The sequence below is a fragment of the Kitasatospora sp. NBC_00374 genome, from assembly GCF_041434935.1.
GTDB lineage: Bacteria > Actinomycetota > Actinomycetes > Streptomycetales > Streptomycetaceae > Kitasatospora.
This window is the reverse complement of the sequence record NZ_CP107964.1, coordinates 2,805,950-2,822,282: the sequence shown is the minus strand read 5'-3', so window position 1 is coordinate 2,822,282 and position 16,333 is coordinate 2,805,950. Positions and strand designations below refer to the sequence as shown.

At 76.2% G+C, this 16,333-nt stretch carries 13 protein-coding genes; 8 read left to right on the top strand and 5 right to left on the bottom strand.

Going from position 1 to position 16,333, the window contains the following annotated elements; genetic code table 11:
* The first annotated feature begins 42 nt into the window (after positions 1-42).
* Together OG871_RS12645 and OG871_RS12640 are read left to right on the top strand one after the other, a co-directional pair.
* Positions 43-1,050: an AAA family ATPase gene (locus tag OG871_RS12645; protein WP_371496844.1), complete on the top strand. Its 1,008-nt coding sequence runs from the start codon at positions 43-45 to the stop codon at positions 1,048-1,050.
* Entirely contained in the window at positions 1,040-4,042 is a 3,003-nt protein-coding gene (locus tag OG871_RS12640; RefSeq protein ID WP_371496843.1) for a TIR-like protein FxsC, read from the top strand. Before OG871_RS12645 ends, OG871_RS12640 begins: the two co-directional genes overlap by 11 nt.
* Here the strand turns inward: OG871_RS12640 and kynU are convergent.
* Together kynU and OG871_RS12630 are read right to left on the bottom strand one after the other, a co-directional pair.
* A complete protein-coding gene (gene kynU, locus OG871_RS12635; protein WP_371496842.1) occupies positions 4,017-5,243 on the bottom strand; it encodes a kynureninase in 1,227 nt (408 codons plus the stop codon). The two genes, OG871_RS12640 and kynU, sit on opposite strands and share 26 nt — an antisense overlap.
* On the bottom strand, positions 5,240-6,070 hold the full coding sequence (locus OG871_RS12630) for a tryptophan 2,3-dioxygenase (RefSeq protein ID WP_371496841.1): 831 nt from the start codon (positions 6,068-6,070) through the stop codon (positions 5,240-5,242). Before OG871_RS12630 ends, kynU begins: the two co-directional genes overlap by 4 nt.
* 179 nt (positions 6,071-6,249) lie before the next feature.
* On the opposite strand from OG871_RS12630, the gene OG871_RS12625 reads away from it, so the two are divergent.
* Positions 6,250-6,684 (top strand): Lrp/AsnC family transcriptional regulator, encoded by a 435-nt coding sequence (locus tag OG871_RS12625; protein WP_371496840.1) that lies wholly within the window; start codon positions 6,250-6,252, stop codon positions 6,682-6,684.
* A gap of 16 nt (positions 6,685-6,700) precedes the next feature.
* On the opposite strand, the gene OG871_RS12620 is transcribed toward OG871_RS12625, so the two are convergent.
* From OG871_RS12620 to OG871_RS12610, 3 genes are all read right to left on the bottom strand, one after another.
* Positions 6,701-7,102 (bottom strand): RidA family protein, encoded by a 402-nt coding sequence (locus OG871_RS12620; protein ID WP_371496839.1) that lies wholly within the window; start codon positions 7,100-7,102, stop codon positions 6,701-6,703.
* Positions 7,103-7,169: 67 nt separating this feature from the next.
* Positions 7,170-7,922: an IclR family transcriptional regulator gene (locus OG871_RS12615; protein WP_371496838.1), complete on the bottom strand. Its 753-nt coding sequence runs from the start codon at positions 7,920-7,922 to the stop codon at positions 7,170-7,172.
* On the bottom strand, positions 7,919-8,941 hold the full coding sequence (locus tag OG871_RS12610) for a sugar kinase (RefSeq protein WP_371496837.1): 1,023 nt from the start codon (positions 8,939-8,941) through the stop codon (positions 7,919-7,921). The genes OG871_RS12615 and OG871_RS12610 overlap by 4 nt, the downstream gene beginning before the upstream one ends.
* A 121-nt stretch (positions 8,942-9,062) precedes the next feature.
* On the opposite strand from OG871_RS12610, the gene OG871_RS12605 reads away from it, so the two are divergent.
* From OG871_RS12605 to OG871_RS12585, 5 genes are all read left to right on the top strand, one after another.
* A complete protein-coding gene (locus OG871_RS12605) occupies positions 9,063-10,316 on the top strand; it encodes an alanine racemase (RefSeq protein WP_371496836.1) in 1,254 nt (417 codons plus the stop codon).
* Positions 10,316-11,908, top strand: coding sequence for an amidohydrolase family protein (locus tag OG871_RS12600; protein WP_371496835.1), 1,593 nt, complete (start codon positions 10,316-10,318; stop codon positions 11,906-11,908). Before OG871_RS12605 ends, OG871_RS12600 begins: the two co-directional genes overlap by 1 nt.
* The gene (locus tag OG871_RS12595) at positions 11,905-12,513 is read left to right on the top strand and encodes a bifunctional 4-hydroxy-2-oxoglutarate aldolase/2-dehydro-3-deoxy-phosphogluconate aldolase (protein WP_371496834.1); all 609 of its coding nucleotides are present in this window, start codon (positions 11,905-11,907) and stop codon (positions 12,511-12,513) included. The genes OG871_RS12600 and OG871_RS12595 overlap by 4 nt, the downstream gene beginning before the upstream one ends.
* Positions 12,514-12,720: 207 nt before the next feature.
* Positions 12,721-13,470, top strand: a complete 750-nt coding sequence (locus tag OG871_RS12590; RefSeq protein ID WP_371496833.1) for an ABC transporter ATP-binding protein — start codon at positions 12,721-12,723, stop codon at positions 13,468-13,470.
* On the top strand, positions 13,467-16,295 hold the full coding sequence (locus OG871_RS12585; protein ID WP_371496832.1) for an FtsX-like permease family protein: 2,829 nt from the start codon (positions 13,467-13,469) through the stop codon (positions 16,293-16,295). The genes OG871_RS12590 and OG871_RS12585 overlap by 4 nt, the downstream gene beginning before the upstream one ends.
* Positions 16,296-16,333: the final 38 nt, after the last annotated feature.

Here is a 16,333-nt window from a genome sequence, read left to right as displayed (position 1 = left end):
CCGACGACCAGCGATGCGACACCCGATCAGGAGCGCACACCCATGCCGTTGAAGCGGATCTACCGCGGCGCCGCCGAACCCCACCACGGCATCGCCGAGTTGCCCGCCCCGCCGCCCTGGCGGGCCTTCGACGGCGCCCCCGTACTGCCCCCGCCGGCCGGCCCGACCGGCTTGGGCCCGACCCCGGTCGGCCACCGGGCGCAGACCTTCCGGCCCACCCGGGAGACCGTCGAACTGGTCAACGCCGCCCTTCACCTGCGCCGGCCGCTGCTGGTCACCGGCCCGCCGGGCGGCGGCAAGTCCAGCCTGCCGTACGCGGTGGCCCGCGAGCTCGGCCTCGGCCCGGTGCTCCGCTGGAACATCACCAGCCGCTCCAGCCTGCGCGACGGCCTCTACCAGTACGACCCGCTGTCCCGCCTGTACGCCGCCAACCAGGCCGGCCCGGACGCCCCCTCCTCCGATCTGGACGAGCACCTGCGGCTCGGCCCGCTCGGCACCGCGCTGCTCCCGTACGCGCACCCGCGGGTGCTGCTGATCGACGAGATCGACAAGGGTGACCTGGATCTGCCCAACGACCTGCTGCACGTCCTGGAGGAGGGGCAGTACGAGATCGAGGAACTGGTCCGCGCCGCGCCGCAGCAGCCCGAGGCCCGGGTGCTGACCGCGGACGGCGGCACCCGGGCGCAGATCAGGGGCGGCCGGGTGCGCTGCCGCGCGTTCCCGTTCACCGTGCTCACCAGCAACGCGGAACGCGAGTTCCCCGCCGCCTTCCTGCGCCGCTGCGTGGTGCTGGAGCTGCGCCGGCCGGAGGGCCCCGAGCTGGAGGCGATCGTCAAGTCCCACCTGCCGGAGGCCGACTCCGAGCTGGTGGACGAGCTGGTGCAGGTCTTCCTGTCCCGTCGGGAGGAGGGCGAACTGGCCACCGACCAGCTGCTCAACGCCATCTACCTGACCTCCCGGCCCGAGATGGCCGACGCCGCCGACCGGGCCGCGCTGGCCGCCCGGGTGATGCCCTACCTCAGCCGGGGCCGGGACGACGATGTCTACTGACGGCGGCGCCCTCGACCGGCTGGCGGCCGTGCTGACCGGGCTGGGGCTGGGCGAGCCGGGCCCGGTCGAGCTGGCCGAGCTGCTCTGGCTGGCCGCCCGCGGCGCGGAGGCCGGTGCCGACGCGGAGCCGGGGGCCGCCGCGCCGGCCGGTGAGGGGGACGAGGACGGCGACGGCACGGGCGGCAGCGGCGCCGGCGGTGACGGCTGGGCCGCCGCCGGGGGCAAGGAGACCGCCCCCACCCGGACCGCCCTGCACCTGCCGTCCGACGACCCGGCCGACCGCCTCGCCGACGCCGCGCCGGTCTCCGCCGCCAGCCCGCCGATGCTGGCCCGGCCGCTGATGCTGCAGCGCGCCCTGCGCCCGCTCAAGCGCCGCGTCCCGCACCCCCGGCGCCGCCTGCTGGACGAGACCGCCACCGCGGAGCGCCTCGCCGAGGCGCTGCGTTCGCCGGCCGCACCGCGCGACCCGGCGGCGGTGCGCTGGCTGCCGGTGCTGCGCCCCGACACCGAGCGCTGGCTCGACGTCCATCTGGTGTTGGACTGCGGCCCGACGATGGGGATGTGGCGCCCGCTGGCCCGGGAGCTGCGGGCGGTGCTCCAGCAGACCGGCGCCTTCCGGACGGTGGCGACCGCCCGGCTCGGCGCGGCCGGCACGCTGACCGACTGCCGGCCCACCGACGGGCGCAGCGCCGTGCTCGTGCTGAGCGACTGCATGGGCCCGCAGTGGCGGCCCGGTCCGGCCGGCGACGCCTGGCACCGGACGCTGCTCGGGATGGCCCGTCGGGTGCCGGTCGCGGTCGTCCAGCCGTTGCCCGAGCGGCTGTGGCGGTTGGCGGCGGTCCCGGCGGCGGCCGGCGAGTTCACCGCCTCGGAGGCCGGACAGCCGGCCGTCGGGTACGGCTTCGCCCCGGTGGGCGCGCCACGGCCGGCCGGTACGGTGCCGCTGCCGGTCCTGGAGCCGTCCGCCGACTGGCTGGCCAACTGGGCCCAGCTGGTGGGCAGCCCGACCGGTGGCCGGGTGTTCGGCTCGGCGCTGCTGCTCTCCTCGGCGCGGTGCGCAGCGGACGACGAACCGGGCCCGGAGCCGGAGCAGCTGACGGCGGAGGAGCTGGTGCTGCGGTTCCGGTCGACCGCCTCCCGGGAGGCCTTCGCGCTGGCCGGGCTGACCGCCCTGACCACCCCGGCGCTGCCGGTGATGCGGCTGCTCCAGCGGGCCGGGTTCGCCCGGCCGCAGCCGCAGCACCTGGCCGAGATCGTGGTGAGCGGCCTGCTGCGGGAACACACCGGCCGCCGCGGGTACTTCGACTTCCGGGCCGGGGTACGGGACGTGCTGCTGGGTACCGTGCCGCGTTCGGTGGCGCACCAGGCCGTCGACCTGCTGACCCGGATCGGCGGCGAACTGGCCGACGCCTCGGACCGCGCCACCGCCCCGCTCGGCTCGTTCCGGGCGCTGGCCCCCACCGACCGCGGCGGCGTGGCCGCCCTGCTGGAGCAGCGCCCGTTCGCGCTGGTCGATCCGGACGCCCTGCAACTGCTGGGGACACCGGGCCGGGCGGAGCTCCAGCCGTACGAGGCGGTCGCCGAACCGGAGCCGGCACCCGTACCGCCGCTCCGGCCGAGCGGCCCGCACCCGCCGCCGGTGCCGCCGGCGGCCGAGGGGCTGCCCGACCCGGAGCGCTCCCGGGCGGTGCTGCTGCTCACCACATCCCGGCAGGAGGCGGGTGAGCCGCGACGCTCGGACGAGTACCGTGCGCTGCGTGAACTGGCCGCGCTGGCCGAGGCGTTGGCCGATCCCTACCTGGTGGGGCTGGACCGCCGGCACATCTGGCTCGGCGAGGACGACCCTGAGGGCTTCCTGCGGGCGCTGCGACGGGCCGCGCAGGAGGCGGAGGACGCGCTGATCGTCCACCTCGGCGGCCCGGCACCGGTGCCGGGGACGGAGGCGGCCCCGGCGGCGGGGGAACGTGCGCCGTCCGTCGGCTGGCAGGCGGTGGCGGCGCTGGTCGCCGGGGCCTCCGCGGCCAAGCGGCTGCTGATCCTGGACGGTTTCGCCGAGCCCTCGGCGGAGCCGGTACCGACGCCGAGCGTGCAGCTGGACGGGCATCTGGTGATGGGGGTCCGGGATCCGGCCGAGCGCTCCGTCGCGGGCTGTCTGGCCGCCGCGCTGCGGCAGGGCGACCCGGCGCTCGGGCGGGAGCTGACGACGAGCCAGGTGATCTCGCTGGCGCTGTTCGAGCAGCCCGCGCCGTCGTTCGGGGTCCGCGAGCCGGAGGGCGGGCGCTCCTTCCCGCTCTCGCGCAACGCCGCGCTCCCGATCGGCCTGGGCCCGGTGGGCGGCCGGCCCACGCACTCCGGTCCGCGGCGGCGGGAGACCCAGCCGCTGGAGACGCCCCGGCCGTACTTCTTCCTCAGCTACTCCCGCGGCCCGGCCGCCGACCGCTGGGTGGACCAGCTGTTCGACGACCTGAGCGAGGAGGTGCTGCAGCTGACCGACCTGCCCGCCTCCGTCCCGGCCGGATTCGCCGACCGCGGCGCGGAGCTGGACAGCTGGGCCCGCTGGCAGATCACCGAGGCGCTGGCCGGCTGCCGGGTGTTCGTCCCGCTCTACTCGCCCCGCTACTTCGCCGACGAGCGCTGCGGCCGGGAGTGGTACGGCTTCGCCCGCCGGGCCGAGCGGTCCGCCCGGACGGCCACCGGCTGGTCGAGCGGGATCGTCCCGGTGCCGTGGCTGCCCACCGAGGCGGCCGCCCTGCCGGACCCGGCCCGCCGGCTCGGCCTGGAGCACGTCGGCCCCGGCAGTGACCCGCTGGGCGCCGGTCTGTACGCGCTGATGCGTACCGGCCGCGGCCGCGGCCCGTACGAGCTGACGGTGCACCGGCTGGCCGTGCGGATCGTGCAGGTGGCGCACGAGACCCGGATCCCGGCCGGCCGGCCGCTGTCCTGGGAGGCGCTGGAGAACGCCTTCGCTACGTCACCGCCCCCTGTCGGCTGAACCGCTCCTGCCGCCACTCGCCGCTGTCCAGCACCTCGGCCAGCTGCCGGGCGGCGTCCCACACGTCGGTGTACGAGACGTAGAGCGGGGTGAAGCCGAACCGCAGCAGGTCGGGGGCGCGGAAGTCGCCGATCACCCCGCGTTCGATCAGGGCCTGCATCACGGCGTAGCCGTCCGGGTGCCGCAGCGACACCTGGCTGCCCCGGCGCCGCTCCTCGCGGGGCGTGACCGTCGGCAGGCCGAGCGGCTCCACCAGCTCCAGGAACAGGCTGCTCAGCGCCAGGCTCTTGGCCCGCACCGCGTGCAGGTCGACCTTGGCCCAGACGTCCAGGCTGGCCTCCAGGGCGGCCATGCCGAGCAGCGGCGGCGTGCCGGTCAGGAACCGGCGGACACCCTCGGTGGGGGCGTAGCCGGGCTCGAAGGCGAACGGCCGGGCATGCCCGAACCAGCCGCTCAACGGCTGCCTGGCGTCGGCCTGGTGGCGTTCGGCGGCGTACAGGAAGGCGGGCGCGCCGGGGCCGCCGTTGAGGTACTTGTAGGTGCAGCCGACGGCGAAGTCGACCTGGCAGCGGTCGAACTCGACCGGCAGCGCGCCCGCGCTGTGGCAGACGTCCCAGATCATCAACGCCCCGGCGCGGTGCACCCGTTCGGTGATGGCGGCCATGTCGAGCAGCTCGCCGGTGCGGTAGTCCACGTGGGAGAGGACCACGGCCGCGACCTCGGCGTCCAGCAGCCGGTCCAGGTCGGCGGCGGTCGGCAGCAGCACCGGCTCGACGCCCTCGAACAGCGAGGTGACGCCCTCGGCGATGTAGAGGTCGGTGGGGAAGGCGGAGCGCTCGGCGAGCACCGTCCGGCGCCCGGGCCGCATCCGCAGGGCGGCCCCGAGCACCTTGAACAGGTTGACCGAGGTGGAGTCGCAGACCACGACCTGGCCGGGCGCGGCGCCGAGCAGCGGGGACAGTCGCTCGCCGAGGCCCTGCGGCAGCTCGTACCAGCCGGCGTCGTTCCAGCTGCGGATCAGGCCGTCGCCCCACTCCTGCTCGACCATCCGGCGGACCCGCTCCGAGGTGCCGCGGGGGAGTGCGCCGAGCGAGTTGCCGTCCAGGTAGAGCACCCCGGCGGGCAGCGCGAACTCGGCGCGCAGGCCGGCCAGCGGGTCGGCGGCGTCCAGGGCCTCGCACGCCGTGCGGGTGGGGGTCACAGCGCGTTCCTCACGTTCCACAGCTCGGGGAAGACGTCCTGGTCGGCGGACTGCTTGAGCCAGTTCAGGCCGCTGGAGCCGCCGGTGCCGGGCTTGCTGCCCATCGAGCGCTTGACGGCCGCGTAGTGCCGCTGGCGCCAGCGGGTGACCCGCTCGGCGGTGTCCAGGAGCGCCTCGCCCAGCCGGGCCAGCTCGGCCAGCTCGGGGTCGGCGTAGACCGTGTGCCAGGCCTGCTCGACCTCGTCGCTGGCCCGGTGCCGGGTGGTGGCCGGCTCGTGCGGGACGGCGACGCCGCGCCGGTCCAGCAGCGCCAGCGCGTCGTCGTACAGGCTGGGCGAGCGCAGCGCGCTCATCAGGTCGGCGTGGGTGGCCGGGGCTTCCTGGTACATCCGCAGCAGCGACTCGCTCTTGTTCCCGAGCAGGAACTCCAGCCGCAGGAAGGCGGCCGACTGGAAGCCGGAGGCCTCGCCGAGCACCGAGCGGAAGCCGTTGAACTCGGCGGGGGTCATGGTGGCCAGCAGGTCCCAGGACTCGACCAGCACGTCCTGGACGTGGGTGCCGCGCCGCACGGCGGCCAGGGCGGCGGTCAGGTCGTCCTCGCGCAGCGCGTGCTGGGCGGCCGTCCACTCGTGGTGCAGCAGGTCGAAGAGCAGCTCCATCACCTGGGTGGTGACGATGAACGAGTACTCCGCCGCCACCTTGCTGCGCGGCTGCTGCAGGCTGTGCAGCGTGTCGAGGTGCACGTAGCGGGCGTACGGGGTGCCGGTGCCCGGCTCCTCCCCGTCGCGGAAGGAGAGGTTCGGCCGGTCGGCGGCGTCCCTGTTCATACCCGTTCCTCCTGGTGTGTCTGGGATCGTCCGCCCATCGGCGGGGTGGCACCTATTGTGCGGTGGCGAAGGCTGCTCTTGAATGGGCGGCGGGCATCCGATCCGCCACCTGGCCTTTCGTGCGAAAGGCCTTCGGGCGGTTTCGCCTTCCGAACCCAAAGCCGACCCCGGGAGCCGTGATGGACGCCGTGGACCGCCTCCTGCTGGCCGAACTGCAGGCCGACGCCAGGCTCTCCTACAACGAGCTCTCCCGCCGGGTGAACCTCTCCGCGCCCGCCGTCGCCGAACGGGTCCGGCGGCTGGAGGCCGACGGGGTGATCGCCGGCTACCACGCGCACGTCGACCCGGCCCGGGCCGGCGTCACGGTGATGGCCCTGGTGTCGATCCAGTGCAACGCCCCGCGCTGCCTGCTGCGCGATCCCGAGGTTCCCGGCTGGCCCGAGGTCTTCCAGCTGCACCGGGTGACCGGCGGCGCCTGCTGCACCCTCCTGGTCGGAGTGCCCGACATGGCCGCGTTCGAGCGGCTGATCGACAAGCTGGCCGGCTACGGCCAGCCGACCAGCTCGATGATCCTCTCCAGCCCGGTGCCCTGGCGGCCGGTGGTCGCGCCCTGACCGGGAACCGGCCCGGTCAGCCGATGTACGCCTGCGCGTCGATCTCCACCAGCATCGCCTCGTGCGGCAGTTCGACGAAGACCGTGGTGCGGCACGGCTTCACGCCGCCCTCGGGGACGTGCCGGTCGATGAACTCCCCGTACACCTCGTTCATCGGCCCGAAGTCCTCCCGCCTGGTGAGGTAGACCCGGAACATCAGCACGTCCTCGACGGTCGCGCCGCCCGCCTCCAGCACCGCCCGGACGTTCTCCAGGGTGCGCAGGGTCTGCGCCTTCACGTCACCCGGGTACAGGTACGCGGAGGTGGCGGGATCCTGCGGCCCCTGCCCGGAGACCTGCAGCAGCGGGCCCTTGCGCACCCCCTGGGAGAACACCCAGGCGGGGGCGGGGGCGCCGTCGGTACGGACCTCGGTCTTCATCCAGCACTCCTTGTCGGTTCGGCTCCGAGCGGTCGGGCTCCGAGCGGTTCGGTCGGACTCGGGCCGGTCAGCCGGGGGCGGGGTGGCCGCAGTCGGCGGAGACGGCGGCGGCGGTGGCCAGCAGCCGCGGGAGCAGCGCCAGGACCTGTTCGTGGGTCAGCAGGACGTCCGGCACCGACACCGAGACGGCCGCGGCCACCCGGCCGGTGGCGTCCCGGACGGGCGCGGCGACACAGTTGATGAACGGCTCGTGCTCGGCGTGGTCCTGTGCCCAGCCCTGCCGGGCGACCTGCTCCAGCTCGGCCAGCAGCGCCTCGGGCGTGGTCAGCGTGTTCGCGGTGAACGGGGTGAACTCGACCCCCGCCACCACCTCGCGCCGCTCGGCCGGCGGCAGGTCGGCCAGCAGCACCTTGGACACGGCGGCGCTGTGCAGCGCCGCGCGCAGCCCGATCCGGGAGTACATCCGCACCGGGTGCCGGGAGTCGTACTTGTCGATGTAGACCACCTCGCCGCCCTCGTACGCGGCCAGGTGCACGGTCTGGCCGGTGACCGCGTTCAGCTCGCGCAGGTGCGGCGCCGCGACGGCCCGTACTCCGCGCTGCTCCAGCGCCTGCCCGGCCAGCGCGAACAGCTGCGGGCCGAGCCGGTAGCGGTGCGCGGCGTCGCGCTGCACCACCCGGGCCTCCTCCATCGGGCGCAGCAGCCGCAGCGCGGTGCTCTTGTGCGCGTCCAGGACGGCCGCCAACTGCTCCAGGGTCCGCTCGCCGCGGCCGAGTTCGGCCAGCAGCAGCATCGCCCGGGCCACCGTCGAGCTGCTCACCGGGCGGCCGCCGGGTGGAAGCCGTCGGCGTCGACCCGGGTGGCGGCCCACCCGGCCGGGTCGGCGGCCAGCAGCCGCTCGACGACGTCGGCCGGCGGGGCCGCGCCCAGGTCGCCCCGGACGGTCAGCGCCGAGGCGGCCGACAGGTGGCCGAGCCGCAGGCACCCCGCCTGCGGCAGTCCGCGCACCACGCCCGCCAGGTAGCCGGCCGCGAAGGCGTCGCCGGCGCCGGTCGGCTCGACCACCTCGACCCGCAGCGCGGGCTCGGCGAGGACCGAGCCGTCCCGGGCGATCGCGGTGGAGCGGCGCCCGTCGTCCTTGAGCACCAGCACCTCCGGGCGGGGCAGCAGCCTGCGCAGTCCCTCGGGGTCGTCGGTGCCGAGGACCTCCCGGGCCTCGTCGGCGCCGAGCAGCACGATCTGCGATCCGTTCATCAGGAACCGCAGTGCCTGCCGGTCCCGGCCCGCCCACAGTGCGGGCCGCCAGTTGAGGTCGAAGCTGATCCGCCGGCCCGGCACCGCCAGCAGCGAGCGGACCAGCCGGTGGCAGCTGTCGGAGAGGGCGGGGGTGATGCCGGTCAGGTGGATCAGGCTCGCGCCGTCCAGCAGGGGCGCGGCGGCCGGGTCGGCGAGCACCTCGGGGCCCATCGCGGAGGCGGCGGAGCCGCGCCGGTAGTAGTGCAGGCGGCTGCGGCCCGCGCCCAGGTCGTGCGGGTGGTCGCCGCCCGCGCCGGTCTCCTTGAGGTAGAGCCCGGTCGGGCGGTCCGGGTCGACGGCGACCGCCGAGGTGTCCACGCCGTGCGCGGCGATCTGCGCGACCAGGCTGCGGCCCAGTCCGTCCGCGCCGACCCGGCTGATCCAGGCGGCCGGGACGCCCAGTCCGGCCAGCGCGCAGGCGACGTTGGACTCCGCGCCGCCGAAGCCCCGGCGGAAGGTCTCGGCGTGTTCCAGCGGCCCGGTGCGCTCCGGCAGCAGCACGGCCATCGACTCGCCGATGCACACGGCGGCAGGGGTGGTCACCGGCAGGCTCCTGGCGGGGTGGTGGGGGCGGTCGTTGACCAGTGGTCTGGACCTGAGGTTAGATCACCTGCACAGCCGATGCAATGATCGTTGCAGATAATGCAACAGGAGGGCGGTCCCGGTGGAGACCATCGACCGTGCCAGGGTGGCGGAGCTCGCCGAGGAGCGGTTGGACTGGCGCTTCAAAGCCGTCCCCACCGCCGCCTGGGGCCGCACCGTCGCCGAGTACCTGGCCGGCGGCCCCACCCTGGACGACCTCGGCACCCCGCTGGTCACCCTCGACGCGGGCGCGCTCGACCACAACCTGCGCACCATGGCGGACTGGTGCGCCCGCGCCGGGGTCGAGCTCGCCCCGCACGGCAAGACCTCGATGGCCCCCGCGCTGTGGCAGCGCCACCTGGACGCCGGCGCCGTCGCGATCACCCTGGCCAACCTGCCGCAACTGCGCGTCGGCCGGGCCTTCGGCGTGCGCCGTATCCACCTCGCCAACACCCTGCTCGACCCGGCCGGCCTGCGCTGGCTCTCCGGCGAACTGGCCGCCGACCCGGAGTTCCGGTTCGCCTCCTGGGTCGACTCCACCGACTCCGTCGCACTGATGGACCGGGCCCTGCGCGGCGCCCCGGCCCCGGTGGACGTCTGCGTGGAACTCGGCGCCCCCGGCGGCCGGACCGGCGCCCGCACCGTCGCCGAGGCCGTCGAGGTGGCCCGCGCCGTGCACGCGGCCCCCGGCCTGCGGCTGGCCGGGGTCAGCGGCTACGAGGGCCCGCTCGGCCCGGACGGCTCGGACGCCTCGGTCGCCACCGTCATCCGCTACCTGGCGCACCTCGCGGAGCTGCACCACGAGCTGGCCGGCCTGTTCGAGACCGAGGAGGTCTGGGTCACGGCCGGCGGCAGCGCCTTCTTCGACACCGTCGCCGACCACCTCGCGCCGCTGGCCGGGCCGCGGACCAGGGTGGTGCTGCGCTCCGGCGCGTACGCCGCCCACGACGACGGCTTCTACCGCGGCATCTCGCCGTTCGGCCGGACACCGGGCGCCGAGCCCTTCCGGGCCGCACTGCACGGCTGGTCCCGGGTGGTCTCGCGGCCCGAGCCCGGCCTCGCCCTGCTGGACGGCGGCCGCCGCGACTTCCCGTACGACCTGGGCCTGCCGCAGCCCCAACTGGTCCGCGGCCGGGGCCCGGTGGCCGGCACCGTGACCGCGCTCAACGACCAGCACGCCTTCCTGCGCGACGCCGAGGTCCGGATCGGCGAGATCGTCCGGCTCGGCGTCTCGCACCCCTGCACCGCCTTCGACAAGTGGAACCTGATCCCCGTCCTGGACGACTCGGACGCCGAACTGCCGCGCGTGGTCGATCTGGTGAGGACCTTCTTCTGATGCCCGACCTCCTGGTCCGGGGCGCCTGGATCATCGACGGCACCGGGGCCGAACGGCGCCGCGGCGACCTCGCGGTCACCGGCGGCGTCATCGCCGAGGCCGACGGCGCCCCGGCCGCCCGCACGATCGACGCCGACGGACTCGTCCTCGCCCCCGGCTTCATCGACATGCACGCCCACTCCGACCTGGCCGTGCTCACCGAGCCCGAGCACCTCGCCAAGGTCAGCCAGGGCGTCACCTGCGAGGTGCTCGGCCAGGACGGCCTGTCCTACGCGCCCGTCGACGGGCCCACCCTGGCCCGGCTGCGCCGCCAGCTCGCGGGCTGGAACGGCGACCCGGACGGCTTCGCCTGGGACTGGCGCACCGTCGGCGGGTACCTGGACCGGCTGGACCGCTCGGGCCTGGCCGCCAACGCCTGCTACCTGGTGCCGCACGGCACCCTGCGCGCCCTGGTGGTCGGCTGGGAGGACCGCCCCGCGACCGGAGCCGAACTCTCCCGGATGCGCGAACTCCTCGCCCAGGGGCTGCGCGAGGGCGCCGTCGGTCTCTCCAGCGGTCTCACCTACACCCCCGGCATGTACGCCCCCACCGCCGAACTCGTCGAACTCTGCCGGGTGGTGGCCGCACACGGCGGCTACCACGGTCCGCACACCCGCTCCTACGGCGCCGGCGCGCTGGACGCGTACGCCGAGATGATCGAGGTCTCCCGGCGCAGCGGCTGCCCGCTGCACCTCACCCACGCCACCATGAACTTCGGCGTCAACCGGGGCCGGGCCGAGGAGCTCCTCGCCCTGCTGGACGCCGCCCTGGCCGACGGGCTCGACCTCACCCTGGACAGCTACCCCTACCTGCCCGGCTCCACCACGCTGGCCGCCCTGCTGCCCTCCTGGGCCACCGAGGGCGGTCCGGACCGCACCCTGGAGCGGCTGCGCGACCCGGCCGCCCGGGAGCGGATCCGGGCCGCCATGGAGGAGCACGGCAGCGACGGCTGCCACGGCGTGGTGGCCGACTGGTCCACCGTGCAGATCTCCGGCGTCCGCGACCCCCGGCTCGCCGACCGGGTCGGCCGCACGGTGGCCCAACTCGCCGCCGACGGCGGCGGGACGGAGGCCTTCCTCGACCTGCTGCTCGCCGACGGCCTGGGCACCACCGTCCTGCAGCACGTCGGCCACGAGCCCAACGTCCGTGCCATCATGCGGCACCCGGCCCACACCGTCGGCAGCGACGGCCTGCTCACCGGGGACCGGCCGCACCCCCGCGCCTGGGGCACCTTCCCGCGCTATCTCGGCCACTACAGCCGGGAGTTGGGCGTGCTCGGCCTGGAGGAGACGGTGGCCCGGATGACCGGCCGGCCGGCCCGTCGGCTCGGCCTGCACCGGCGCGGAGTGATCCGCCCCGGCTACGCCGCCGACCTGGTCCTGTTCGACCCGCGGACCGTCCGCGACACCGCCACCTTCGACCGGCCGCGCAGCCCCGCCGCCGGCATCCCGTACGTCTTCGTCGGCGGCACCGCCGTGATCGACGACTCCCGACCGACCGGGGCCCGCCCGGGCCGCGCGCTGCGCCGCCGCACCACCGGAGAGACCCGATGACCCTGCCCCAGGAGCTGGCCGCCGACCGGGTGATCGCGGTGGTCCGCGCCCCCGCCGTCCCCGACCCCGCCGCCCTGTGCGCGGCGCTCGCCGAAGGCGGCATCCGCTGGGTGGAGTTCACCTTCACCACCCCGGACGTCACCGCGCTGCTGCGCCGCGCGACCGCCGCCGGGACCGGCAGCCGGATCGGCGTCGGCACCGTGCTGACCGCCGAGCAGGCCGGGCGGGCCGTCGACGCGGGGGCCGAGTACCTGGTCACCCCGGGGGTGCGTCCGGCGGTGGCCGCCGCCCCGGTGCCGGTGATCCTGGGCGCGCTGACGCCGAGCGAGGTCGCCGAGGCGCTCGACCTGGGCGCCGCCGCCGTCAAGGTCTTCCCCGCCCGCGCCTTCGGCCCCGGCTACCTGAAGGATCTGCACGGTCCGTTCCCCGGCGCCCCGCTGGTCGCCTCCGGCGGCGTCGACGCGGGCAACGCCGCCGCGTTCCTCGACGCCGGCGCCCTCGCGGTCTGCGCGGGCAGCGAGGTGGTCACCCCGTCGCTGGTGGCCGCCGCCGACTGGCCGGAGATCACCCGCCGGGCCCGGGCCTTCACCGCCGCCCTGGGCTGACCGCCGTTCCGCAGCAGGTCGGAGCAGGCCTGAGGGCCTTACGAGCGCACGTCGAGGACCGCCCCGGCCGGCCGGGGCGGTCCTTGTCGATCTGGACCATACCGGGTATACATACCGAGTATGCGCTTCGGGTCGAGGGGATCTCGGCTGCGCGACCGGCGCCCAGGGGGCGGTCGCGAGCGGCGCCAGTACGAGAGAGAGCCGGGAATGACCACAGATCACAGGGAGACCGGGGGCGCGGTCCTGCAGTTGCAGAACGTGTCCCGGGTGCACGGCCGCGGAGCCGCGGAGGTCCACGCGCTGCGCGGAGTCGACCTCGCCGTGCGGGCGGGGGAGTTCGTGGCCGTCATGGGGCCGAGCGGCTCCGGCAAGTCGACGCTGCTCACCCTCGCGGGCGGGCTGGACCGCGCCAGCTCGGGCGAGGTGGTGATCGAGGGCCGGCCGCTGGGCGGGCTCTCCCGCAACGCCGTCGCCGCCGTCCGCCGACGCGCGATCGGCTATGTGTTCCAGGACTACAACCTGGTCCCCGCGCTGACCGCGGCCGAGAACGTGGCGATCCCCCGCGAACTGGACGGCGTCGCCGGACGGCGGGCCCGCACCGAGGCACTGGCCGCACTGGAGGAGCTCGGCATCGCCGAACTCGCCGACCGCTTCCCGGACGAGATGTCCGGCGGCCAGCAGCAGCGCGTCGCGATCGCCCGCGCACTCATCGGCGAGCGGCGCCTGGTCCTCGCCGACGAGCCCACCGGGGCCCTGGACTCCACCACCGGTGAGGCCGTCCTCGCCACGCTCCGGGCCCGCTGCGACGCGGGCGCGGCCGCCGTCATGGTCACCCACGAGGCCCGCCACGCGGCCTGGGTGGACCGGGTGGTGGTGCTGCGCGACGGCCGGACGGTGGACCCCGGCACCGACGTCGCCGGGCTCCTCGCCGGCACCGACGGCGGCGACGCCCGGTGAAGCTCTCCGCCTGGCGGGCCGCCCTGCGCATCGCCCGCCGCGACGCCCTGCGGGCCAAGGGGCGCAGCGCCCTGGTCGTCGCGATGATCGCACTCCCGGTCCTCGGCGTCACCGCCGCCGACGTCACCGCCCGCAGCGGCCAACCGACCCCGCAGGAGCGCGCCACCCGGGTGATGGGCGCCGCCGACGCGTACGTCGTCGCGCAGCGGCCCGGCTGGCGCCTGCAGCAGGCCCCGGACCCGGACGCCGCCGTCTCGATCGTCTCGCAGCAGGGCGCGAAGCCCGTCCCCACCGAGGAGGAGGCGGCCCGCGCCGCCCAGCCGCTGGACCGGCTGATCACGCAGGCGCTGCCGCCCGGGGCCCGGGTGGTGCCGGTGCAGACGCCGTCCGCCTTCGTCGGCGCCTCCACCGCCCACGGCCAACTCCCGGTGCAGGCCTACGGCGTGGACCTGACCGACCCCGACACCAAGGGCCTGGTGACGCTCCACGAGGGCAGCTGGCCCCGTGACCAGTACGAGGTCGCGGCGACCACCGCCTTCCTCGCCGAGGCCGGGCTGGCGGTCGGCCGGACCACCACCCTGGCGGGCACCGACCGCCCGCTGCGGATCACCGCCGCCGTCGAGTACCCGGGCGAGCTGGACGCCGTGCGCCTGGTCGGCCGGCCGGGCGAGCTGGCCGGCCTGCTGGCGACCGCCGGGCGGACGCCGGAGTCCGAGGACCCGCGCGGGCACGGCTGGCTGGTCTCGCTCCCCGGCAGCGCCTCCTTCGGCTGGGAGGACGTCAAGCGCACCAACGCCTACGGCTTCTCGGTGACCTCCCGGGCGGTGCTCGCCGACCCGCCGCCGGACAGTGCCGTGCCGCTGTACCGGGACAACCCCGACCGCCTCGGTACGGCCGAGACGGACGGCCTCAACCGGTCGACCGTGGTCACCACCGTGGTCGGCATGGCCCTGCTGGAGATCGTCCTGCTGGCCGGCCCGGCCTTCGCGGTCGGCGCGCGCCGCTCCCGGCGCCAGCTCGGACTGGTCGCCGCGGGGGGTGGCGACCGTACCCACGTCCGCGGGGTGGTGCTGGCCGGCGGTGTCGTGCTGGGCGGCGCCGGAGCCCTGGCCGGCACCGCGCTCGGCGCCCTCGCGGTGGCGCTCGGCCGGTCCTGGCTGGAGACGAGGTCCGGGGCGCGCTTCGGTCACCTCGCACTCGAGCCCGCCGACCTGCTCGCGATCCTCGCCATCGGCGTGCTGACCGGGGTGCTGGCCGCGATCGTCCCCGCCGTCCAGGCGTCGCGGCAGCCCGTGGTGGACGCCCTCACCGGCCGCGGCACCACCCGCCCGCCCGCGAAGTGGTTCACCCTGCTCGGCGCGGCCGGCGTGCTGGCCGGCACGGCCCTCGCCCTGCTCGGTGCCACCAGCGGCGCGCGGACCAGGGTCGTCACGGCGGGCTCGATGCTCGCGGAGCTCGGCCTGGTCGCCTGCACCCCGTTCCTGGTCGGCCAGGTCGGCCGGCTCGGCCGCTTCCTCCCGCTCGGCCCGCGGCTGGCGCTGCGCGACGCGACCCGCCACCGCGGCCGGACCGCACCCGCGGTCGCGGCCGTCATGGCCGCCGTGGCCGGTGCGGTCGCCGTGCTGACCTTCCAGAGCACCGGGGACGCCGCGGCCCGGTCGGACTACGTCGCGGCGGCGCCGGTGGGCACCGTCACCCTGCCGTCGGCCGGCCCCGGCGTCGACCGGCTGCGGGCCGCGGTCGAGCAGGCCGTCCCCGACCTCGGGCCGCGCGCCGACCTCCGGCGGGTCGCCTACGGGGTCTGCGACGGGAGCAGCGGCAGCTTCTGCGGCCGGATCGCCCTGAAGGCGGTGCCGGAGCACACCTGCCCGCCGGTGGCCGGCCAGCCCGGCTCGGCGCACGGCGCCAGGATCGCCCCGGGCGAGGCGGAGCGGCTGCTCGCGACCGACCCGCGCTGCCACCCGGGCAAGGAGCGGAACTACCAGTACGGCGAGCTGATCTCCGGCGACGCCACGCTGCTGCACAACCTGCTGGCCGCCGACGGACCCGAGGCCGCCCGGGCCCTCGCGGACGGGAAGGTGGCGGTGTTCGACCCGAGCCTGGTCAAGGACGGCACGCTGACGCTGGAACTCACCCGTTTCGGCGCCACCGGTCCGGACGGCAACACGGCGAGCACGCTCACCCTTCCCGCGGTGCTGGTCAAGGCCGAGGTGCCGGCCGCCCGGGCGGTGATCCCGCCGGCCACGGCCGAACGGGCCGGGCTGAAGCTGGCCGAGTCGGGCTCGGTCTGGCGGCCCGCCCGGGCGCCGTCCGAGGTGGCCGAGCAGCGGGCGGACGCGGCGGTCACCGCGGCCGGCGGCCGCGGCGGGATCGGCGTCGAGCGCGGCTACCAGGAGGGCTCCGAGAGCGTCGTGGTGCTCGGCCTCGCGGTCGCGGCGACCGCGGTGGCGGTCGCCGCGGCGGGGATCGCCACCGGGCTGGCCGCGGCGGACTCCCAGCGGGACCTCTCCACGCTGGCCGCCGTCGGTGCGGCCCCGGGGATCCGGCGCAGGCTCTCGGGCTTCCAGTGCGCCGTGGTCGCGCTGATCGGCGCGGTCCTCGGCGCGGCAGCCGGACTGGTGCCCGCGGCGGCGATCCAGCGGGTGCAGAACCTGGGCCGCACGCCGGAGGTCGACGCGACCGGCGCGATCTGGATGGGCACCCATGCGCTGGCGGTGCCGTGGACGTACCTGGCGGTCGTGCTGGTCGGACTGCCGGTCCTCTCCTGGGCGCTCGCCGCCGGGTTCACCCGCTCCCGGGTCGCGCCGACCCGGCGGACGGACTGACCCGGGGCGGGGCGGCCCCGGGGGGCGGCGGGGGCGGG